Origin of the sequence: Acidovorax sp. SUPP3334, from assembly GCF_030159055.1 — a bacterium.
Taxonomy (GTDB): domain Bacteria; phylum Pseudomonadota; class Gammaproteobacteria; order Burkholderiales; family Burkholderiaceae_C; genus Paracidovorax.
Genome location: NZ_BQXQ01000032.1, coordinates 48,249 through 64,352, shown reverse-complemented (window position 1 = coordinate 64,352; position 16,104 = coordinate 48,249). Strand labels below are relative to the sequence as shown.

Genomic DNA, 16,104 nt, shown 5'->3' with positions numbered 1-16,104 from the left:
ATCTGCGGCCAGGACAAAGGGCCATGCTGGTTGCCACAGCTACCCAGTTCGGCTCGGTTCTCCGGGGTGTCCGGTGCCGACCAGACCACGCCATCCACGGCCAGCACGCGCAGGGGCTGCTGCGCATTCGCCGCAGGGCAGCTCCAGGCCCGCGTCAGCAGAGCAAACAGCTCAGCCAGGGGTTCCTCCCCCAAGCGCTGACGGGCCTGCACGCTGGCGCTCGGTGCGGGCAGCGCTTGTCCATCCAGGCTCAAGTCCAACTGCTGCACCACCTGCCACAGTGGCCGATCACGAAACAGCGCCAGTCCGATCACCAGCCACACGGCATGCTCGGCAGGCAGCTTGCGCCGCCGGATGGAGGCCTTGCCGCTGGCCGCAAGCACCTGCGCGATCCAGCCGGGGTCTATCAACGCGCTGAGTTCATCAAGCCGATCTGGAACTCGGGGCAAGGTATCGCGCAGCGCGCTCTGAAGCAGGCTCATCAAGCAAAAAGGGAACGTGTTGAACACGCTCCCTTCTTACTGCATCAGTTGGCCTGGGGGCTTAACTGACTGGCATTGACCTCGTGGATCCTATTTCGTTTCTAGCCGATTGCTTTGATCGCTCGAGCGGCTTGGGGGACCAGCGCCGGCCCCCGATAGATCAGCCCCGTGTAGATTTGCACGACATCCGCGCCTGCGCGAATTTTGCTGACCGCATCTTCCGCACTCAAAATGCCGCCCACGCCAATGATTGGAAAATCTGGGCCCAGTGCCTGACGCAGTTGGCGGATGACGCGGTTGCTGGCTTCGAGCACCGGCGTTCCGCTGAGCCCGCCGGTCTGATCGGCATGGGCCATGCCTTTGACGGCATCCCGACTGATCGTAGTGTTGGTCGCCACCACGCCGTCCATGCCATGGCGCTGCAAGGTCGCCGCAATCAGTTGCACCTGGGCTGCATCCAGATCGGGAGCGATCTTTACAAAGAGCGGAACACGCCGGGGTGTCCCATCTGTGCGCGGATGGCGCAACGCCAGGGCTTCGCGGCGTTCGGCAAGAGCGCTCAAAAGACCATCCAGCGCTTCATCGCTTTGCAGTGCGCGAAGGTTCTGCGTATTGGGGGAACTGATGTTGACCGTCACGTAGTCGGCATGCGGATATACGCCATCAAGGCACGCCAGGTAATCCGCCGTGGCATTTTCGATAGGTGTGGCGGCATTCTTGCCAATGTTCAGGCCCAGCAGCATAGGACGCTTGCCCGACTGCGAACGAAAGCGGGCCTGCTGCACATTGCGCAAGAACGCATCGAGTCCTTCATTGTTGAACCCCAAGCGGTTGATGAGTGCGTTGGCTTCAGGCAGTCGGAACATGCGTGGCTTCGGGTTGCCTGGCTGGGCTTTGGGGGTCACCGTTCCCACCTCCACGAATCCGAACCCCATGGCGCCAAGGGCATCAATGCAGCGTGCGTTCTTGTCCAGTCCCGCCGCCAGACCGACGCGATTGGGGAAGGTAAGGCCCGCCAAGGTCACTGGGTCTTCCACGGTTTCGTTGCACCAGGCCCATTGCAGGGGCGTACGCTGGCCGCGCGCCAGCATGTCCATGGTCAGCTCGTGAGCGGCTTCGGCATCCATGCCGAAAAGAAGAGGGCGTGCGAGGGCGTAAGGGATCAGTGACATGGGGATAATTCGGTGATTACTTCGGATTTTCTCCCATGACGACTCCTTCTTCCTTCACACAAGACGAACTCAAGGCTTTGGTAGGCCAAGCGGCCCTGCAATATGTCGTGCCCGGCGAGATCGTCGGCGTCGGCACGGGCTCCACGGTGAATCATTTCATCACCGCGCTTGCGGGCATGAAAAATGACATCCGCGGCGCGGTGTCCAGCTCGGAGGCCAGCACCCAGCGGCTGAAGGCTCTTGGCATTCCGGTGTTCGATGCGAACGGAGTGGATTCCCTCGCGGTCTACATCGATGGCGCCGATGAAATCGACGCCAAGGGCCATATGGTGAAAGGGGGCGGGGCCGCACTCACGCGCGAGAAAATCATTGCTGCCTTGGCACGGCAGTTCGTCTGCATTGCGGACGAATCGAAACTGGTAGGCGCCTTGGGCCACTTCCCTTTGCCGGTAGAGGTGATTCCAATGGCCGCACAGCAAATTGCACGCCAATTCGCGGCGATGGGCGGGCACGCCACGCTCCGGCAAAAAGACGGTGCGCCGTTGGTCACCGATAACCACCAGCACATTCTGGATGTGCGTGGATTGAGCATCAGCGATCCACTGGCATTCGAATCATCGGTGAACCAATGGCCAGGCGTCGTGACGGTGGGCGTGTTCGCTCACCAGAAGGCACACGTCTGCCTGTTGGGCACCGCACAGGGTGTGCGCACCGTTCAGTACTGAGCGTTATCGCCTGTCGTCACGCGCCTCGCCAGAGAAGCGCTTCGGCGACGTGAGGCTTCGATGGCATGCGCGGCGGCTGACGTGACCATCGCGCTCCTTGCCGCGATGGGTTCAATCGCGCGCGACCCTTGCTTCTTAAAAACTGATCCCTGCAGGGTTGCTCGGCGTCCTGGCGCCGTTGCCGGCCGGTGTTGCAGGGCGGGGCGCTTCTGCTGGGGCGGCCGCGGCGGGCGCCGCTGCAGCTGCCGGCGTGGCTGGCTTGGCGGCCACCAGCGGCGCGGGCGGCGCGCGGCGATAGCTCGGGGGAAGCGCCGATTGCTTGGGATAGCCAGCCGCATCCAGGTACTGCGTCCACTCGCTGTCCGCAAAGCCGATCAGTTGCTGAGAGCCGATGGTGCCGAAGGGCAAGCTGGTCGATCCACTCAGGCGCTTGAGCGCTTCGGCATCTTCTTCGGTATTCACGGTGCGCTCAGAAAACGGCACGCCGCGGTTGATCAGCAGGTTGCGCGCGCTCACGCATGGCGTGCAATCGTTGCCGGTATAGAGCGTCACGGGGAACCGACCAGCCACCTGTTGCAGCTCGTACGGCAATGCAGGGCCTGTGGCGCGGCCACCACCCACCTGGGAGGGAGCCGTCTTGGCATCGGGCGCGCGGTCGGAAAAGGTCACCTTTCCATCGGGACCGACGATGCGGTACACCTGCTGGGCCTGGGCGGGCAGGGCGCTTGCCGCCAGGAGGGCAGAAGCCAGCAGCGCGTTGGCGAAGAGCGATTGCGTCATGTCTGAAGACTCCGGATGCGAAAGAGGCGGTTGATACACGGGTCAGGCGTTGCCGGCCATGCCTTGGTGGCGCAGCAACGCATCCAGGCTGGGCGCCCTGCCGCGGAACGCCTTGAACGATTCCATGGCGGGGCGGCTACCGCCCGCTTCCAGAATAGCTTGGCGATAGCGGCGCCCCGTCTCTGCACTGGGCATGCCATCGGCCCCGGCGGTTTCTTCGAAAGCCGCATAGGCATCCGCACTCAGGACTTCCGCCCATTTGTAGCTGTAGTAACCCGCCGCGTACCCACCGGCAAAAATATGGCTGAAGGTGTGCGCCGTGCGGCTGAAGGCCGGCGGAGTCAACACCGATACCTCGCCGCGAACCTGTGTCAGCAGGGGCATGAAATCTTGCGACGGGTCATGCGAGGTATGCAGCAGCATGTCGAACAGCGCGAACTCGATCTGGCGCAGCGTGCCCATGCCGCTTTGAAAGTTCTTGGCGGCGATCATCTTGTCGAACAGCGCGCGGGGCAGCGGCTCGCCGGTGTCCACATGCGCCGTCATGTGCTTGAGCACATCCCACTCCCAGCAGAAGTTCTCCATGAACTGGCTGGGCAGCTCGACGGCATCCCATTCCACGCCGCTGATGCCCGAGACATCGCGTTCGTTGATCTGCGTGAGCATGTGGTGCAGGCCGTGACCGAACTCGTGAAAGAGGGTGATGACGTCGTCATGCGTCAGCAGCGGCGGAGCGCCGTTGACGCCCTCCGCAAAGTTGCACACCAGATGCGCCACGGGCGTCTGCAGCTTGCCCGTGTCGGGCCGCAGCCAGCGGGTGCGCACGTCGTCCATCCAGGCGCCGCCACGTTTGCCGTTGCGCGCCGGTTGGTCGAGATAGAACTGGCCGACGAGTTCGGTGCCACGCTCGATGCGGTAGAACTCAACGGTCGGGTTCCAGACGGGCGCGGTGTCACGGCGGATGGCCACTTCGAACAGCGTTTCGACGATCTTGAACAGGCCGGCCAGCACCTTCGGTGCGGTGAAATACTGTTTGACCTCTTGCTCGCTGAACGCGTAGCGGGCTTCTTTCAGTTTTTCGGAGATGTAAGGCAAGTCCCACGCTTGGGGATCGGCAATCGCCAAGTCTTGGGCGGCGAAAGCGCGCATGTCGGTGATGTCTTTTTCGGCGTAAGGCCGAGCGCGGCGGGCCAGATCCCGCAGGAAATCGATGACCTCCTGCGGGGAGTCGGCCATCTTGGCCACGACCGATACCTCTCCGAAATTGGCGTAGCCCAGCAATTGCGCCTCTTCCTTGCGCAGCGCGAGGATTTCGCGGATCAACGCACTGTTGTCGAAACGCTTGGCGTCGCCCTCGGCTTGGTCGGAAGCGCGGGTGACATAAGCGCGGTACAGGGTTTCACGCAAAGCGCTGCTGCGTGCGAACTGCATCACCGGCAGGTAGCACGGCATCTTGAGGGTGAGCTTGTAGCCTTCCTTGCCCTCGGCCTGCGAAGCAGCCAGCGCTGCGTGCTTCACATCGTCGGGCAGGCCGTCGAGCTCGTCCTCACGGGCGTGGTAGGCGAAGGCATCCGTGGCGTCGAGCGCGTTTTCGCTGAACTTCTGGCTCAGTTCGGCCTGCCTTTCCTGGATTTGCGCGAAGCGCTCGCGGGCAGCGCCTTGCAGTTCGGCACCCGACAGCACGAAGTTGCGGATGGCATTGCGCCATGCTTGCCGCTGCTCGGTGTTCAAGGCCTGCGGGTCGATGGCCTTGTACTTGGCATACAGGCGTTCGTCGGCACCCAGGCGGGTCCAGAACTCGGTCACACGCGGCAGGGCCTCGTTATAGGCAGCGCGAAGCTCGGGCGTATCCGCAACGCTGTTGAGATGGCTCACGGCGCCCCAGGCGCGTCCCAGCGCTTCGGTCGCGACATCCAGAACCTCCGCGATCGATTCCCATCGCGCCGGGAATTCCGGCGCCGTGACGGTTTCCAGCGCCGCGCTGGCGCGTTGCAGCAGCACATCGACGGCCGGTGCCACGTCGGAGGGCTGGATGCGGTCGAACAGGGGAAGGTCGGAGGATTCGAGGAGGGGATTGCTCATGCGCGATTAGATGGCGTTGGATGGGGCGGGTTCAAGCCGGTCGCTTCAGCGAAATCTTCACGCCGCTGCGCGCTCCGCGGCTTCCAGGGTGTTCACGAGAAGCATGGTGATCGTCATCGGGCCGACACCGCCGGGCACGGGCGTGATCCAGCCCGCCACTTCGCTCACGCCGGCAAAGTCCACGTCGCCGCAGAGTTTGCCTTCGTCGTTGCGGTTCATGCCCACATCGATGACGACCGCGCCATGCTTGACCATGTCCGCGGTGAGCACGTTGCGCTTGCCGACGGCAGCCACGATCACGTCCGCCTGCAGGGTCTGGGCCTTGAGGTCTTGCGTCGCGCTGTGGCAGATCGTCACGGTGGCGTTCTGCTGCAGCAGCATGAGCGCCATGGGCTTGCCGACGATGTTGCTGCGGCCGATGACCACTGCGTGCTTGCCCTTGAGCGAGTAGCCGATGGATTCGAGCATCTTCATGCAGCCATAGGGCGTGCAGGGCCAGAAGCCGGACATGCCGGTCATGAGCGCGCCAGCGCTGGCGATGTGAAAGCCATCCACATCCTTGGCGGGCGAAATGGCTTCGATCACCTTCTGCGCGTCGATGTGCGCTGGCAGGGGGAGTTGCACCAGAATGCCGTGAATGGCGGGGTCGTTGTTCAATGCCTCGACGCGGGCGAGCAGCTCGGCCTCGGTCATGGCGGCGTCGTACTTTTCCATCACCGAGTGCAGGCCGCTGTCTTCGCAGGCCTTGACCTTGTTGCGCACATAGACCTGGCTGGCAGGGTTGTCGCCCACAAGCACCACGGCCAGACCGGGCACGGTGCCCCGCGCTTTCAAGTCGGCGGCGCGCTGGGCCACTTCAGTGCGCAATTGGCGGGAGAGCGCGTTGCCGTCGATCAGTTGGGCTGTCATCGTCGAAAAAACTCAGGTTAGCAATAAAAACTGCTGCACACCGCCGTTTTTATTGCGCTGGCAGCTATTAAATCAGGAGCGATCAGCCTTTGGGCGCATTTTGGCCGAGGGCGATCTTGAGCAGGTCGGCCACGGTGTTGGCGTTCAGCTTTTCCATGATGTTGGCGCGGTGCGCTTCCACCGTCTTGATGCTGATGCCCAGGTCGTCGGCGATCTGTTTGTTCAGGCGGCCGGCGACGATGCGCTCCAGCACCTGGGCCTCGCGGCCCGTGAGCTTGGAGAGCAGGGCATCGCGGCTGGCGGCCTGCTGGTGGCCGGCGAACGATTCGCGCGCCCGGTCGAGCATGCGGTCGACCAGGCCGACGAGTTCTTCTTCGTTGAACGGCTTCTGGATGAAATCCAGCGCGCCTTTTTTCATGGTGTTCACGGCCATGGGAACGTCGCCGTGGCCGGTGATGAAGACGACGGGCAGGGGGGATTTGCGTTCCAGCAGCCGGTCTTGCAGTTCCAGGCCGGTCATGCCGCCCATGCGGATGTCCACGATCAGGCAGGCGACTTCGCGGGGGTCGTAGCGCGAGAGAAAGGACTCCGCCGAATCAAAGCAGCGCACCCGGTAGTCCTTGCCTTCCAGCAACCACTGCAGGGAGTCGCGGACGGCTTCGTCGTCATCCACGACGTAGACGGTGCCTTTTTTCGGAATCAAGCTCATGCAGGGGTCCTTGGATGTGATGCGTTTGCTACAGAATTCGTAGTGGCATCCGCAGGCTGCGCCAGCGGAAGCCAGAAGGAGAACCGGCAGCCGGTGACCTCCGTTCCATTGTAGAGGTTCTCCGCCTGCATCCTCCCCTGGTGGGACTCGACGATGCTGCGGCACAGATTCAGGCCCATGCCCATGCCTTCCTGCTTGGTGGAGAAGAAGGCTTCGAAGAGATGCTCCAGCACCTCGGGTGCCAGGCCCTTGCCGGTGTCCTGCACCGTGAACTCGATCACCTCGCGGCCTTCGACCTGGCGCGGCACGACCCGCAACTCCACGCTGCGCCGGGGTGGCGGGCGCTGGGCGTGCTCGATCGACTCGGCGCCGTTCTTCATCAGGTTGACCAGCACCTGTTCGATCAGGATGGTGTCGGCCATCACCTGCGGCAGCCGCGCTGCCAGGTAATGGGTCAGGCGCACGTTGTGCCGCCGCAGTTCGATATCGGCCAGCTCCACCGCCTCGGTCACCATGGTGTGGACGTCCGCCAGGGCCCGGTTGGGTTCGCTGCGTTTCACGAAGGCGCGGATGCGCTGGATGATCTGCCCTGCGCGTTGCGCCTGATGGGCGGTCTTTTGCAGCGCGGAGAGCAGAGCCTCTTCGGTGATCTGGCCGCTTTCGATGCGCGACACCATGCCACTGCAGTAGTTGCTGATGGCGGTGAGCGGCTGGTTCAGCTCGTGCGCCACGCTGGACGCCATCTCGCCCATGGTGATGAGGCGGCTCACCGACTGCGCGCGCTCGGCCTGGCGGGCAGCTTGCTCTTCGGCCTGCCGGCGCGGCGTGATGTCGGTGGCGATCACCATCTGCGCTAGACGCCCGTCCACCCAGTTCAGGTAGCGCGATCGCACTTCGAGCCATTTGCCCAGGTCGGGCAGGTAGATTTCGGCGTTTTCCGACCGTGCGCTGGTGAGCGGATCGGTGGGCAGGCCCATCAGTCCGTCTTCGTCGTCCATGCCGCGCGCGCTGGCCGTGGTGGAGGGCAGCACTCCGGCCTGCGCCACCAGTTGCAGATGTCCACCGGTCTGCGAGCCGAACCACTGGCGGTACAGCTTGTTGGCGAACAGCAGTTCCTCGCTGCCCAGCGGCGCCACCGACACCGACGCGTCGAGCGATTCCAGCACGATAGTGAAGCGTTCATGCGATGCCGACAGCTGCTCGCGCACGCGGTTGGGCTCGGTGATGTCGGTCATCGAGGTCATCCACCCGGTCTGATGGCCATGCGCATCGATCAGCGGGGAGACGTAAAGCCGTGCATCGAACAGCGTGCCGCTCTTGCGCTTGACCCGCACCTGGAAACCGCCGAGCGAGACCTTGCCGCTGAGCTCGTCGCGCAGCTTGGCGTGCAACGCCTCATGGTCGCTTTCGGGCCAGTAGGTGTAAGGCGGTGATTGGCCGACCAGATCGGCCTCGTTCCAGCCCGTCATCTGGCAGAACGCCGCGTTCACATAGGTGATGCGCCCTTGCATGTCCAGCGCCCGCATGCCGGTGAGGATGGAGTTCTCCATCGCGCGGCGGAAATTGGTTTCGGCCACCAGCGCCTGCTGGGCCTGCATGCGTCGCCGGGTGTGGCGCCAGGTGGCGATCAGCAACCACGCGGTCATCGCGCTCAGCGTGCCCACCAGCCAGAACAGCCCGCTGCCGACCACGCCCAGCGACGTGCGGTAGGCCTGCGCGCGCAGCACCAGCCCGTTGCCCACCGGAGAAACCGGCACTTCGTATTCGTTGGCGCGCACCGTCCATGGCAGCAAGCCGGACGCAGCGCGCGGCGTGAGCGCGCTGCCCGCCAGCACCTGGTCGCGTCCGTCCAGCAGGGTGACGGCATACCGCGCGAGCACTTCGGTCGGTGTGCCGTAGCGCAGCAGGCTGTCGATCGAATATTCGGCCAGCACCACGCCGGTGAATTTGCCCTGCGCGGCGAGCGGCACCTGCAGTTGCAGCAGCGGAGCGGTTTCGCCCTCGGTCCCGGTGGGCTGGGCATACACGGGTTGCTGCAGATCGCGCGCCAGGCTGAAGGTGTCGGCCGTGTCGCCGTTCTTCAGCACTTCGCCGGCCACGCGCAACTGGCCGCTGGTGACGGTGGGCGCTGCGTGGCTGGCGCGGATGCGGCGGCGGTCGTCGATCCAGCTGATGGCCTGCAACTCGGGGTACTGGCTGATGAGGCCTTCGGCGCGCGCCACGAAGTCGGCGCGCTCCAGATCCTGATTGGAGAGGTCGCGCGCGATGCGCATGATCTGCTCCTGCCGCTCCAGAAGCCGCAGCCGCACGCGTTGCTGGGCATATTCCACGTCGCGCTTGAGGGCTTCCTGCTCGCGCTCGCCTTCTTCCATGCGCAAATACCAGAAGGCCGCCACGATGGCCGCCAGAAACATGAGCACGGCGGCCAGTGGTGCCAAGGCAGCGAAACGGTCCTGCCGGGTAGGCGAGAGGCTGCGCCACCATGTGCGCCACCAGCGGGCCGGGGCGGCCATGGCGGGTTTGATGGCCGAGGGAGAAGAGGGCGGGCGATCCATGGACCGAGTGTAGGGGAGCGCCACATCGCGTCACCCAGTGAAAGCAATGTGCAGTTGCAGCATTATTTTGCATTGTGAAAATGAAAAGCACAATTTGAAATAGCAAAAAAATATGAGAAACTCGCCCGAAATTTCCAACGCCAGCACCCATAAAGGAGACAGGCATGTCAGCTCAGACCGACCCCCAGGCCGGAAACCCGGCGTCGTCCACCCCCGACACCGATCAGCAGGAAACCCGTGAGTGGATGGATGCGCTGAGCGCCGTCATCGACAAGGAAGGCGCCGAGCGCGCCCACTTCCTGATCGAACAGCTGCTTGAACATGCCCGGCAAAGCAGCATCGACCTGCCTTTCTCCGCCAACACCGGCTACGTGAACACCCTGGAATCGAACCAGGAAGCCCGTTGCCCCGGCAACCTGGAAATCGAAGGCCGCCTGCGCGCCTACATGCGCTGGAACGCCATGGCCATGGTCGTCAAGGCCAACCGCCAGCATCCTCCCGAAGGCGGCGACCTGGGCGGCCACATCGGCTCCTTCGCCTCGCTGGCCAACATGTTCGGCGCCGGCTTCAACCACTTCTGGCACGCCGAGAGCGAAAACCACGGCGGCGACCTGCTGTACATCCAGGGCCACGTGTCGCCCGGCATCTACGCCCGCGCCTACCTGGAAGGCCGCCTGTCCGAAGAGCAGTTGCTGAACTTCCGCCAGGAAGTGGACGGCAAGGGCCTCTCCAGCTACCCGCACCCGAAGCTGATGCCCGAGTTCTGGCAGTTCCCCACGGTGTCGATGGGCCTTGGGCCGCTGATGGCGATCTACCAGGCCCGTTTTCTCAAGTACCTGCATGCCCGCGGCATCGCCAACACCGAAAACCGCAAGGTCTGGGTGTTCTGCGGCGACGGCGAGATGGACGAAGTGGAATCGCTGGGCGCCATCGGCCTGGCCGCGCGCGAGAACCTCGACAACCTGATCTTCGTCATCAACTGCAACCTGCAGCGCCTGGACGGCCCGGTGCGCGGTAACGGCAAGATCATCCAGGAGCTGGAGAGCGAATTCCGCGGCTCCGGCTGGAACGTCATCAAGCTCTTGTGGGGCAAGGGCTGGGACGACCTGCTGGCGCGCGACAAGGACGGCGCGCTGCGCAAGATCATGATGGAGTGCAACGACGGGGACTACCAGTCGTTCAAGGCCAACGACGGCGCCTATGTGCGCAAGAACTTCTTCGGCCGCGACCCGCGCACGCTGAAGATGGTCGAGCACATGAGCGACGACGAGATCTGGAACCTGCGCCGCGGCGGCCACGATTCGCAGAAGGTGTATGCCGCCTTCCACGCCGCCAACGAGCACAAGGGCCAGCCCACCGTGCTGCTGGTGAAGACCGTCAAGGGCTTCGGCATGGGCAAGATCGGCGAAGGCAAGAACACCGTCCATCAGACCAAGAAGCTGGGCGACGAAGACATCAAGGCCTTCCGCGACCGCTTCAACATCCCGATTCCGGACAGCCAGATCGCCGATCTGCCCTTCTACAAGCCGGCCGACGACACGCCTGAAATGAAGTACCTGCACGAGCGCCGCAAGGCCCTCGGCGGCTACCTGCCCAAGCGCCGCGTGAAGGCCGACGAGAGCTTCACCGTACCGTCGCTGGACACCTTCAAGGCGATCCTCGACCCCACGCCCGAAGGCCGCGAAATCTCGACCACGCAAGCCTACGTGCGCTTTCTCACGCAATTGCTGCGCGACCAGGCCCTCGGCCCGCGCGTGGTGCCCATCCTGGTGGACGAGGCCCGCACGTTCGGCATGGAAGGCCTGTTCCGCCAGATCGGCATCTACAACCCGCACGGTCAGCAGTACACCCCGGTCGATAAGGACCAGGTCATGTACTACAAGGAAGACAAGGCCGGCCAGATCCTGCAGGAAGGCATCAACGAAGCCGGCGGCATGAGCAGCTGGATCGCGGCCGCCACCTCGTACAGCACCAACAACCGCATCATGGTGCCGTTCTACGTGTACTACTCGATGTTCGGCTTCCAGCGCATCGGCGACCTGGCCTGGGCGGCGGGCGACATGCAGGCGCGCGGCTTCCTGCTGGGCGGCACCTCCGGCCGGACCACGCTGAACGGCGAAGGTCTGCAGCACGAAGACGGCCACAGTCACATCCTGGCCAACACCATTCCCAACTGCGTGAGCTACGACCCGACCTTCGCCCACGAAGTCGCGGTGATCATGCACGACGGCATGAAGCGCATGGTCGAGCGCCAGGAAAACGTCTTCTATTACCTGACGCTGCTGAACGAAAACTACGCCATGCCCGGCCTGCAGCCCGGCACCGAAGAGCAGATCATCAAGGGCATGTACCTGTGCAAACAGGCGCCGGCCTTGAAGAAAGAGGCGCCCACCGTGCAGCTGCTGGGCAGCGGCACCATCCTGCGTGAATCGTTCTTCGCGCAAGAGCTGCTGGAAAAGGACTGGGGCGTGGCCGCTTCCGTGTGGAGCTGCCCGAGCTTCAACGAGCTGACGCGCGACGGCCAGGAGGCCGAGCGCTGGAACCTGCTGCACCCCACCGACACCCCGCGCGTGTCGTTCGTGCAAGAGCAGTTGTCCAAGACCACCGGCCCGGTCGTCGCCTCCACCGACTACATGAAGGCGTACGCCGAGCAGATCCGCCCGTTCATCCCCAAGGGCCGCGCCTACAAGGTGCTGGGCACCGACGGTTTCGGCCGCAGCGACTTCCGCCGCAAGCTGCGCGAGCACTTCGAGATCAACCGCCACTACATCGTGGTCGCCGCGCTCAAGGGCCTGGCGGAAGACGGCGTGGTGCCGGCCACCAAGGTGGCCGAGGCGATCAAGAAGTACGGCATCAACGCCGACAAGATCAACCCGCTGCACGCTTAACCACCCACCGGAGACGCACGGTGAACCCCCACGCTCATATTCATTCGCTGCCCCCCAAGGGGGCACATGCCTCCTTTGAGGCGGCTCGGCAGGAGGCATAAACATGGCATTGGTAGATATCAAGGTCCCGGACATCGGGGATTTCGACGAAGTGGGCGTGATCGAATTGCTGGTCAAGCCCGGCGACACGGTCAAGGCCGAGCAATCGCTCATCACGGTGGAGTCGGACAAGGCTTCGATGGAGATTCCGTCGAGCCACGCCGGCGTGGTGAAAGAACTGAAGGTCGCCGTGGGCGACAAGGTCAAGCAAGGCTCGGTCATCGTGGTGGTCGAGGCCGCAGGCGATGCAGCTTCCGAGTCAAAACAGGCTCCAGCGCAATCGGAACTAGGGCAGGGCGCTACTAAATCAGTAGCATCCGCCCCCGCGCCTGCAGAAGCTCCCGCCGCACCGGCCGCGGCGCCCGCTGCGTCGGGCCCCGTGGACGTGCACGTGCCCGACATCGGCGACTTCAAGGACGTCGCGGTCATCGAACTGCTGGTCAAGGTGGGCGACACCGTCAAGGCCGAGCAATCGCTGTTCACCGTGGAGTCCGACAAGGCCTCGATGGAAATCCCCTCGCCTGCGGCGGGGGTCATCAAGGAACTGAAGGTCAAGATCGGCGACAAGCTCAATGTGGGCGATCTCGTGGCGATCATGGAAGGCGCCGCAGGTGCAGCCCCAGCGGCGGCACCTACTGCGGCTTCGGCGCCCACTGCCGCCGCGTCCACACCACCGGCAGAACCGAAGCCCTCGGCCGCTGTCTCCCAAGTCATGCGCATGTTTGCTCCGCCTGCACCGCAGGTCGAGTCAAAGCCATCGGCCCCGGCGCCGCACGCCCCGGGCGCTGCGCCCGTCGGCCTGCCGCATGCCAGCCCGTCCGTGCGCAAGTTCGCCCGCGAACTCGGCGTGCCGCTGGAAGAGGTCAAGGGTTCCGGCCCCAAAGGCCGCATCACGCAGGACGACGTGCAGGCCTTCACCAAGCAGGTGATGAGCGGTGCCGCCCAGACCAAGGCCCAGGCGGCCAAGCCCTCCGCCGGCGGATCGGGCGTCGGGATGGACCTGCTGCCCTGGCCGAAGGTGGATTTTTCCAAGTTCGGCACGGTCGAGCGCAAGGATCTGTCGCGCATCAAGAAGATCAGCGGCGCCAACCTGCACCGCAACTGGGTGATGATTCCCCACGTCACCAACAACGACGAGGCCGACATCACCGAACTGGAAGCCTTCCGCGTCTCCACCAACAAGGAGAACGAGAAGTCCGGCGTCAAGGTGACCATGCTCGCCTTCGTCATCAAGGCCATCGTGGCCGCGCTGAAGAAGTTCCCCGAGTTCAATACCAGCCTGGACGGCGACACCCTCGTCTACAAGCAGTACTACAACGTCGGCTTCGCGGCCGACACGCCCAACGGCCTGGTGGTGCCGGTGCTCAAGGATGCCGACAAGAAGGGCATCATCCAGATCAGCACGGAGATGGGCGAGCTCGCCAAGAAGGCGCGCGACGGCAAGCTGGGCTCTGCCGACATGCAGGGCGGCTGCATGTCGATCAGCTCGCTCGGCGGCATCGGCGGCACGCATTTCACGCCGATCATCAACGCCCCCGAAGTGGCCATCCTCGGCCTGTCCAAGGGTCAGATGAAGCCCGTGTGGGACGGCAAGGCCTTCGTGCCGCGCCTGGTGCTGCCGCTGTCGCTGTCGTACGACCACCGCGTGATCGACGGCGCCAGCGCCGCGCGCTTCAACGCCTTCCTCGGCCAAGTGCTGGCGGATTACCGCCGCATCCTGCTGTAAAGGAGCATCCCTATGGCAGTGATCGACATCAAAGTACCCGACATCGGCGACTTCGCCGAAGTCGGCGTGATCGAATTGCTGGTGAAGCCCGGCGACACCATCAAGGCCGAGCAGAGCCTCATCACCGTGGAATCCGACAAGGCCTCGATGGAAATCCCGTCCAGCCATGCCGGCGTGGTGAAGGAGCTCAAGGTCAAGATCGGCGACAAGGTCGCGGAAGGTTCCGTGCTGCTCACGCTGGAAGCGTCCGACGCCGCCAGCGCGCCGGCCCCGGCTGCGGCCCCTGCGCCTGCGCCCACAGCGCCGGCTGGCGCATCTGAGTCAAAACAGGCTCCAGCGCAATCAACAGTAGGGGGTGGTGCTACAAAAAATATAGCAACTTCTTCGGCCGCCAGCTACAGCGGCACGGCCGATCTGGAATGCGATGTGCTCGTGCTGGGCGGCGGCCCCGGCGGCTACAGCGCCGCCTTCCGCGCGGCCGACCTCGGCTTGAAGGTCGTGCTCGTCGAACGCTACGCCACCCTCGGCGGCGTCTGCCTGAACGTGGGCTGCATTCCGTCCAAGGCGCTGCTGCACGTGGCAGCCGTGATGGACGAAGTCAGCCACATGGCCGACCTGGGCGTGAGCTTCGGCGAGCCCAGCCTGGACATCGACAAGCTGCGCGCCCACAAGGAAAAGGTCATCGGCAAACTGACGGGCGGGCTGACCGCCATGGCCAAGATGCGCAAGGTAACCACCGTGCGCGGCGTCGGCCAGTTCGTGGGCGCGAACCACCTCGAAGTGGACGAAACCACGGGCGCCAAAGGCCAGGAGAAGACGGGCACCAAGAAGGTCATCGCCTTCAAGAACGCCATCATCGCCGCGGGCTCGCAAGCCGTGCATCTGCCGTTCATGCCCAAGGACCCACGCGTGGTGGATTCCACCGGCGCGCTGGAACTCAAGTCGGTTCCGAAGCGCATGCTCATCCTGGGCGGCGGCATCATCGGCCTGGAAATGGGCACGGTGTACAGCACCCTCGGCGCGCGCCTGGACGTGGTCGAGATGATGGACGGACTGATGCAGGGCGCCGACCGCGACCTCGTCAAGATCTGGCAGAAGATGAACGCCAGGCGCTTCGACAACATCATGTTGAAGACCAAGACGGTGGGTGCCGAGGCCACGCCCGAAGGCATCAAGGTGACCTTCGCCGCGGCGCAAGAGGGCGGCACCGCTCCGGAGCCGCAGTTGTACGACCTGGTCCTGCAGGCCGTGGGCCGCACGCCCAACGGCAAGAAGATCGGCGCCGACAAGGCCGGCGTGGCCGTCACCGACCGCGGCTTCATCGACGTGGACATCCAGATGCGCACCAACGTGCCGCACATCTTCGCCATCGGCGACATCGTGGGCCAGCCCATGCTGGCGCACAAGGCGGTGCATGAGGCGCACGTGGCGGCAGAAGTCATCGCTGGCGAACTGCAGGGCAACAAGGAACTGGCCTCGGCCGCCTTCAACGCCCGCGTGATCCCGAGCGTGGCCTACACCGACCCCGAAGTGGCATGGGTCGGCCTCACCGAAGACCAGGCCAAGGCGCAGGGCATCAAGGTCAAGAAGGGCCTGTTCCCCTGGAACGCCTCCGGCCGCGCCATCGCCAACGGCCGCGACGAAGGCGTCACCAAGCTGCTGTTCGACGATTCACCCGAGGCCCATGGCCACGGCCGCATCCTGGGCGGCGGCATGGTCGGCACGCACGCTGGCGACATGATCGGCGAGATCGCCCTGGCGATCGAGATGGGCGCCGACGCGGTGGACATCGGCAAGACGATCCACCCGCACCCCACGCTGGGCGAGAGCATCGGCATGGCGGCGGAGATCGCGCATGGCAGCTGCACGGATGTGCCACCGCAGAAGAAGTGAAGCCGGCACCCGACTGAAAGCGCTACGCATTCGGTAGCTGGCCGCGCAGACTCTATAAGGGCTGCGCGGCTTTTTCATGGGTAA

General features: G+C 64.3%; 11 protein-coding genes. 4 read left to right on the top strand and 7 right to left on the bottom strand.

The genetic code is table 11. From position 1 onward, the window contains the following. On the bottom strand, nt 1–482 hold a 482-nt coding region (locus AVHM3334_RS17550), incomplete at its 3' end, for a transposase domain-containing protein (RefSeq protein WP_284414423.1). Nucleotides 483–583: 101 nt separating this feature from the next. Further along, nucleotides 584–1,654, bottom strand: coding sequence for a quinone-dependent dihydroorotate dehydrogenase (locus AVHM3334_RS17545; RefSeq protein ID WP_284414421.1), 1,071 nt, complete (start codon nt 1,652–1,654; stop codon nt 584–586). Between the two features lie 35 nt (nt 1,655–1,689). Here AVHM3334_RS17545 and rpiA point away from each other — a divergent pair, with 35 nt between their 5' ends. Further along, the gene (gene rpiA / locus AVHM3334_RS17540; RefSeq protein WP_284414419.1) at nt 1,690–2,379 is read left to right on the top strand and encodes a ribose-5-phosphate isomerase RpiA; all 690 of its coding nucleotides are present in this window, start codon (nt 1,690–1,692) and stop codon (nt 2,377–2,379) included. A 135-nt stretch (nt 2,380–2,514) separates the two neighbouring features. On the opposite strand, the gene AVHM3334_RS17535 is transcribed toward rpiA, so the two are convergent. The 5 genes from AVHM3334_RS17535 to AVHM3334_RS17515 all read right to left on the bottom strand — a co-directional run bounded on the left by AVHM3334_RS17535 (nt 2,515) and on the right by AVHM3334_RS17515 (nt 9,414). Next, nucleotides 2,515–3,159 carry a glutaredoxin family protein gene (locus AVHM3334_RS17535; protein WP_284414417.1) on the bottom strand — a complete coding sequence of 215 codons (645 nt, stop codon included), beginning with the start codon at nt 3,157–3,159 and terminating at the stop codon, nt 2,515–2,517. 42 nt (nt 3,160–3,201) lie between these two features. After that, nucleotides 3,202–5,241, bottom strand: a complete 2,040-nt coding sequence (locus AVHM3334_RS17530) for a M3 family metallopeptidase (RefSeq protein ID WP_284414416.1) — start codon at nt 5,239–5,241, stop codon at nt 3,202–3,204. A 57-nt stretch (nt 5,242–5,298) separates the two neighbouring features. Further along, on the bottom strand, nt 5,299–6,150 hold the full coding sequence (gene folD / locus AVHM3334_RS17525; protein WP_284414414.1) for a bifunctional methylenetetrahydrofolate dehydrogenase/methenyltetrahydrofolate cyclohydrolase FolD: 852 nt from the start codon (nt 6,148–6,150) through the stop codon (nt 5,299–5,301). A gap of 82 nt (nt 6,151–6,232) precedes the next feature. Further along, nucleotides 6,233–6,859: a response regulator transcription factor gene (locus AVHM3334_RS17520; protein WP_092739228.1), complete on the bottom strand. Its 627-nt coding sequence runs from the start codon at nt 6,857–6,859 to the stop codon at nt 6,233–6,235. Next, nucleotides 6,856–9,414 (bottom strand): PAS domain-containing sensor histidine kinase, encoded by a 2,559-nt coding sequence (locus AVHM3334_RS17515; RefSeq protein WP_284414412.1) that lies wholly within the window; start codon nt 9,412–9,414, stop codon nt 6,856–6,858. Before AVHM3334_RS17515 ends, AVHM3334_RS17520 begins: the two co-directional genes overlap by 4 nt. A 164-nt stretch (nt 9,415–9,578) precedes the next feature. Between AVHM3334_RS17515 and aceE the strand changes: the two genes are divergently transcribed. From aceE to lpdA, 3 genes are all read left to right on the top strand, one after another. After that, the gene (gene aceE, locus AVHM3334_RS17510; RefSeq protein WP_284414410.1) at nt 9,579–12,302 is read left to right on the top strand and encodes a pyruvate dehydrogenase (acetyl-transferring), homodimeric type; all 2,724 of its coding nucleotides are present in this window, start codon (nt 9,579–9,581) and stop codon (nt 12,300–12,302) included. A gap of 103 nt (nt 12,303–12,405) precedes the next feature. Then, nucleotides 12,406–14,127 carry a dihydrolipoyllysine-residue acetyltransferase gene (aceF, locus tag AVHM3334_RS17505; protein ID WP_284414408.1) on the top strand — a complete coding sequence of 574 codons (1,722 nt, stop codon included), beginning with the start codon at nt 12,406–12,408 and terminating at the stop codon, nt 14,125–14,127. Between the two features lie 12 nt (nt 14,128–14,139). After that, nucleotides 14,140–16,020, top strand: coding sequence for a dihydrolipoyl dehydrogenase (gene lpdA, locus AVHM3334_RS17500; protein ID WP_284414406.1), 1,881 nt, complete (start codon nt 14,140–14,142; stop codon nt 16,018–16,020). The last annotated feature ends 84 nt before the right edge of the window (nt 16,021–16,104 follow it).

What these genes read in the sequence shown, in the direction of transcription:
- AVHM3334_RS17545 (WP_284414421.1), bottom strand. Translation starts at nt 1,654, where the DNA reads ATGTCACTGATCCCTTACGCCCTCGCACGCCCTCTTCTTTTCGGCATG.
- rpiA (WP_284414419.1), top strand. Translation starts at nt 1,690, where the DNA reads ATGACGACTCCTTCTTCCTTCACACAAGACGAACTCAAGGCTTTGGTA.
- AVHM3334_RS17535 (WP_284414417.1), bottom strand. Translation starts at nt 3,159, where the DNA reads ATGACGCAATCGCTCTTCGCCAACGCGCTGCTGGCTTCTGCCCTCCTG.
- AVHM3334_RS17530 (WP_284414416.1), bottom strand. Translation starts at nt 5,241, where the DNA reads ATGAGCAATCCCCTCCTCGAATCCTCCGACCTTCCCCTGTTCGACCGC.
- folD (WP_284414414.1), bottom strand. Translation starts at nt 6,150, where the DNA reads ATGACAGCCCAACTGATCGACGGCAACGCGCTCTCCCGCCAATTGCGC.
- AVHM3334_RS17520 (WP_092739228.1), bottom strand. Translation starts at nt 6,859, where the DNA reads ATGAGCTTGATTCCGAAAAAAGGCACCGTCTACGTCGTGGATGACGAC.
- AVHM3334_RS17515 (WP_284414412.1), bottom strand. Translation starts at nt 9,414, where the DNA reads ATGGATCGCCCGCCCTCTTCTCCCTCGGCCATCAAACCCGCCATGGCC.
- aceE (WP_284414410.1), top strand. Translation starts at nt 9,579, where the DNA reads ATGTCAGCTCAGACCGACCCCCAGGCCGGAAACCCGGCGTCGTCCACC.
- aceF (WP_284414408.1), top strand. Translation starts at nt 12,406, where the DNA reads ATGGCATTGGTAGATATCAAGGTCCCGGACATCGGGGATTTCGACGAA.
- lpdA (WP_284414406.1), top strand. Translation starts at nt 14,140, where the DNA reads ATGGCAGTGATCGACATCAAAGTACCCGACATCGGCGACTTCGCCGAA.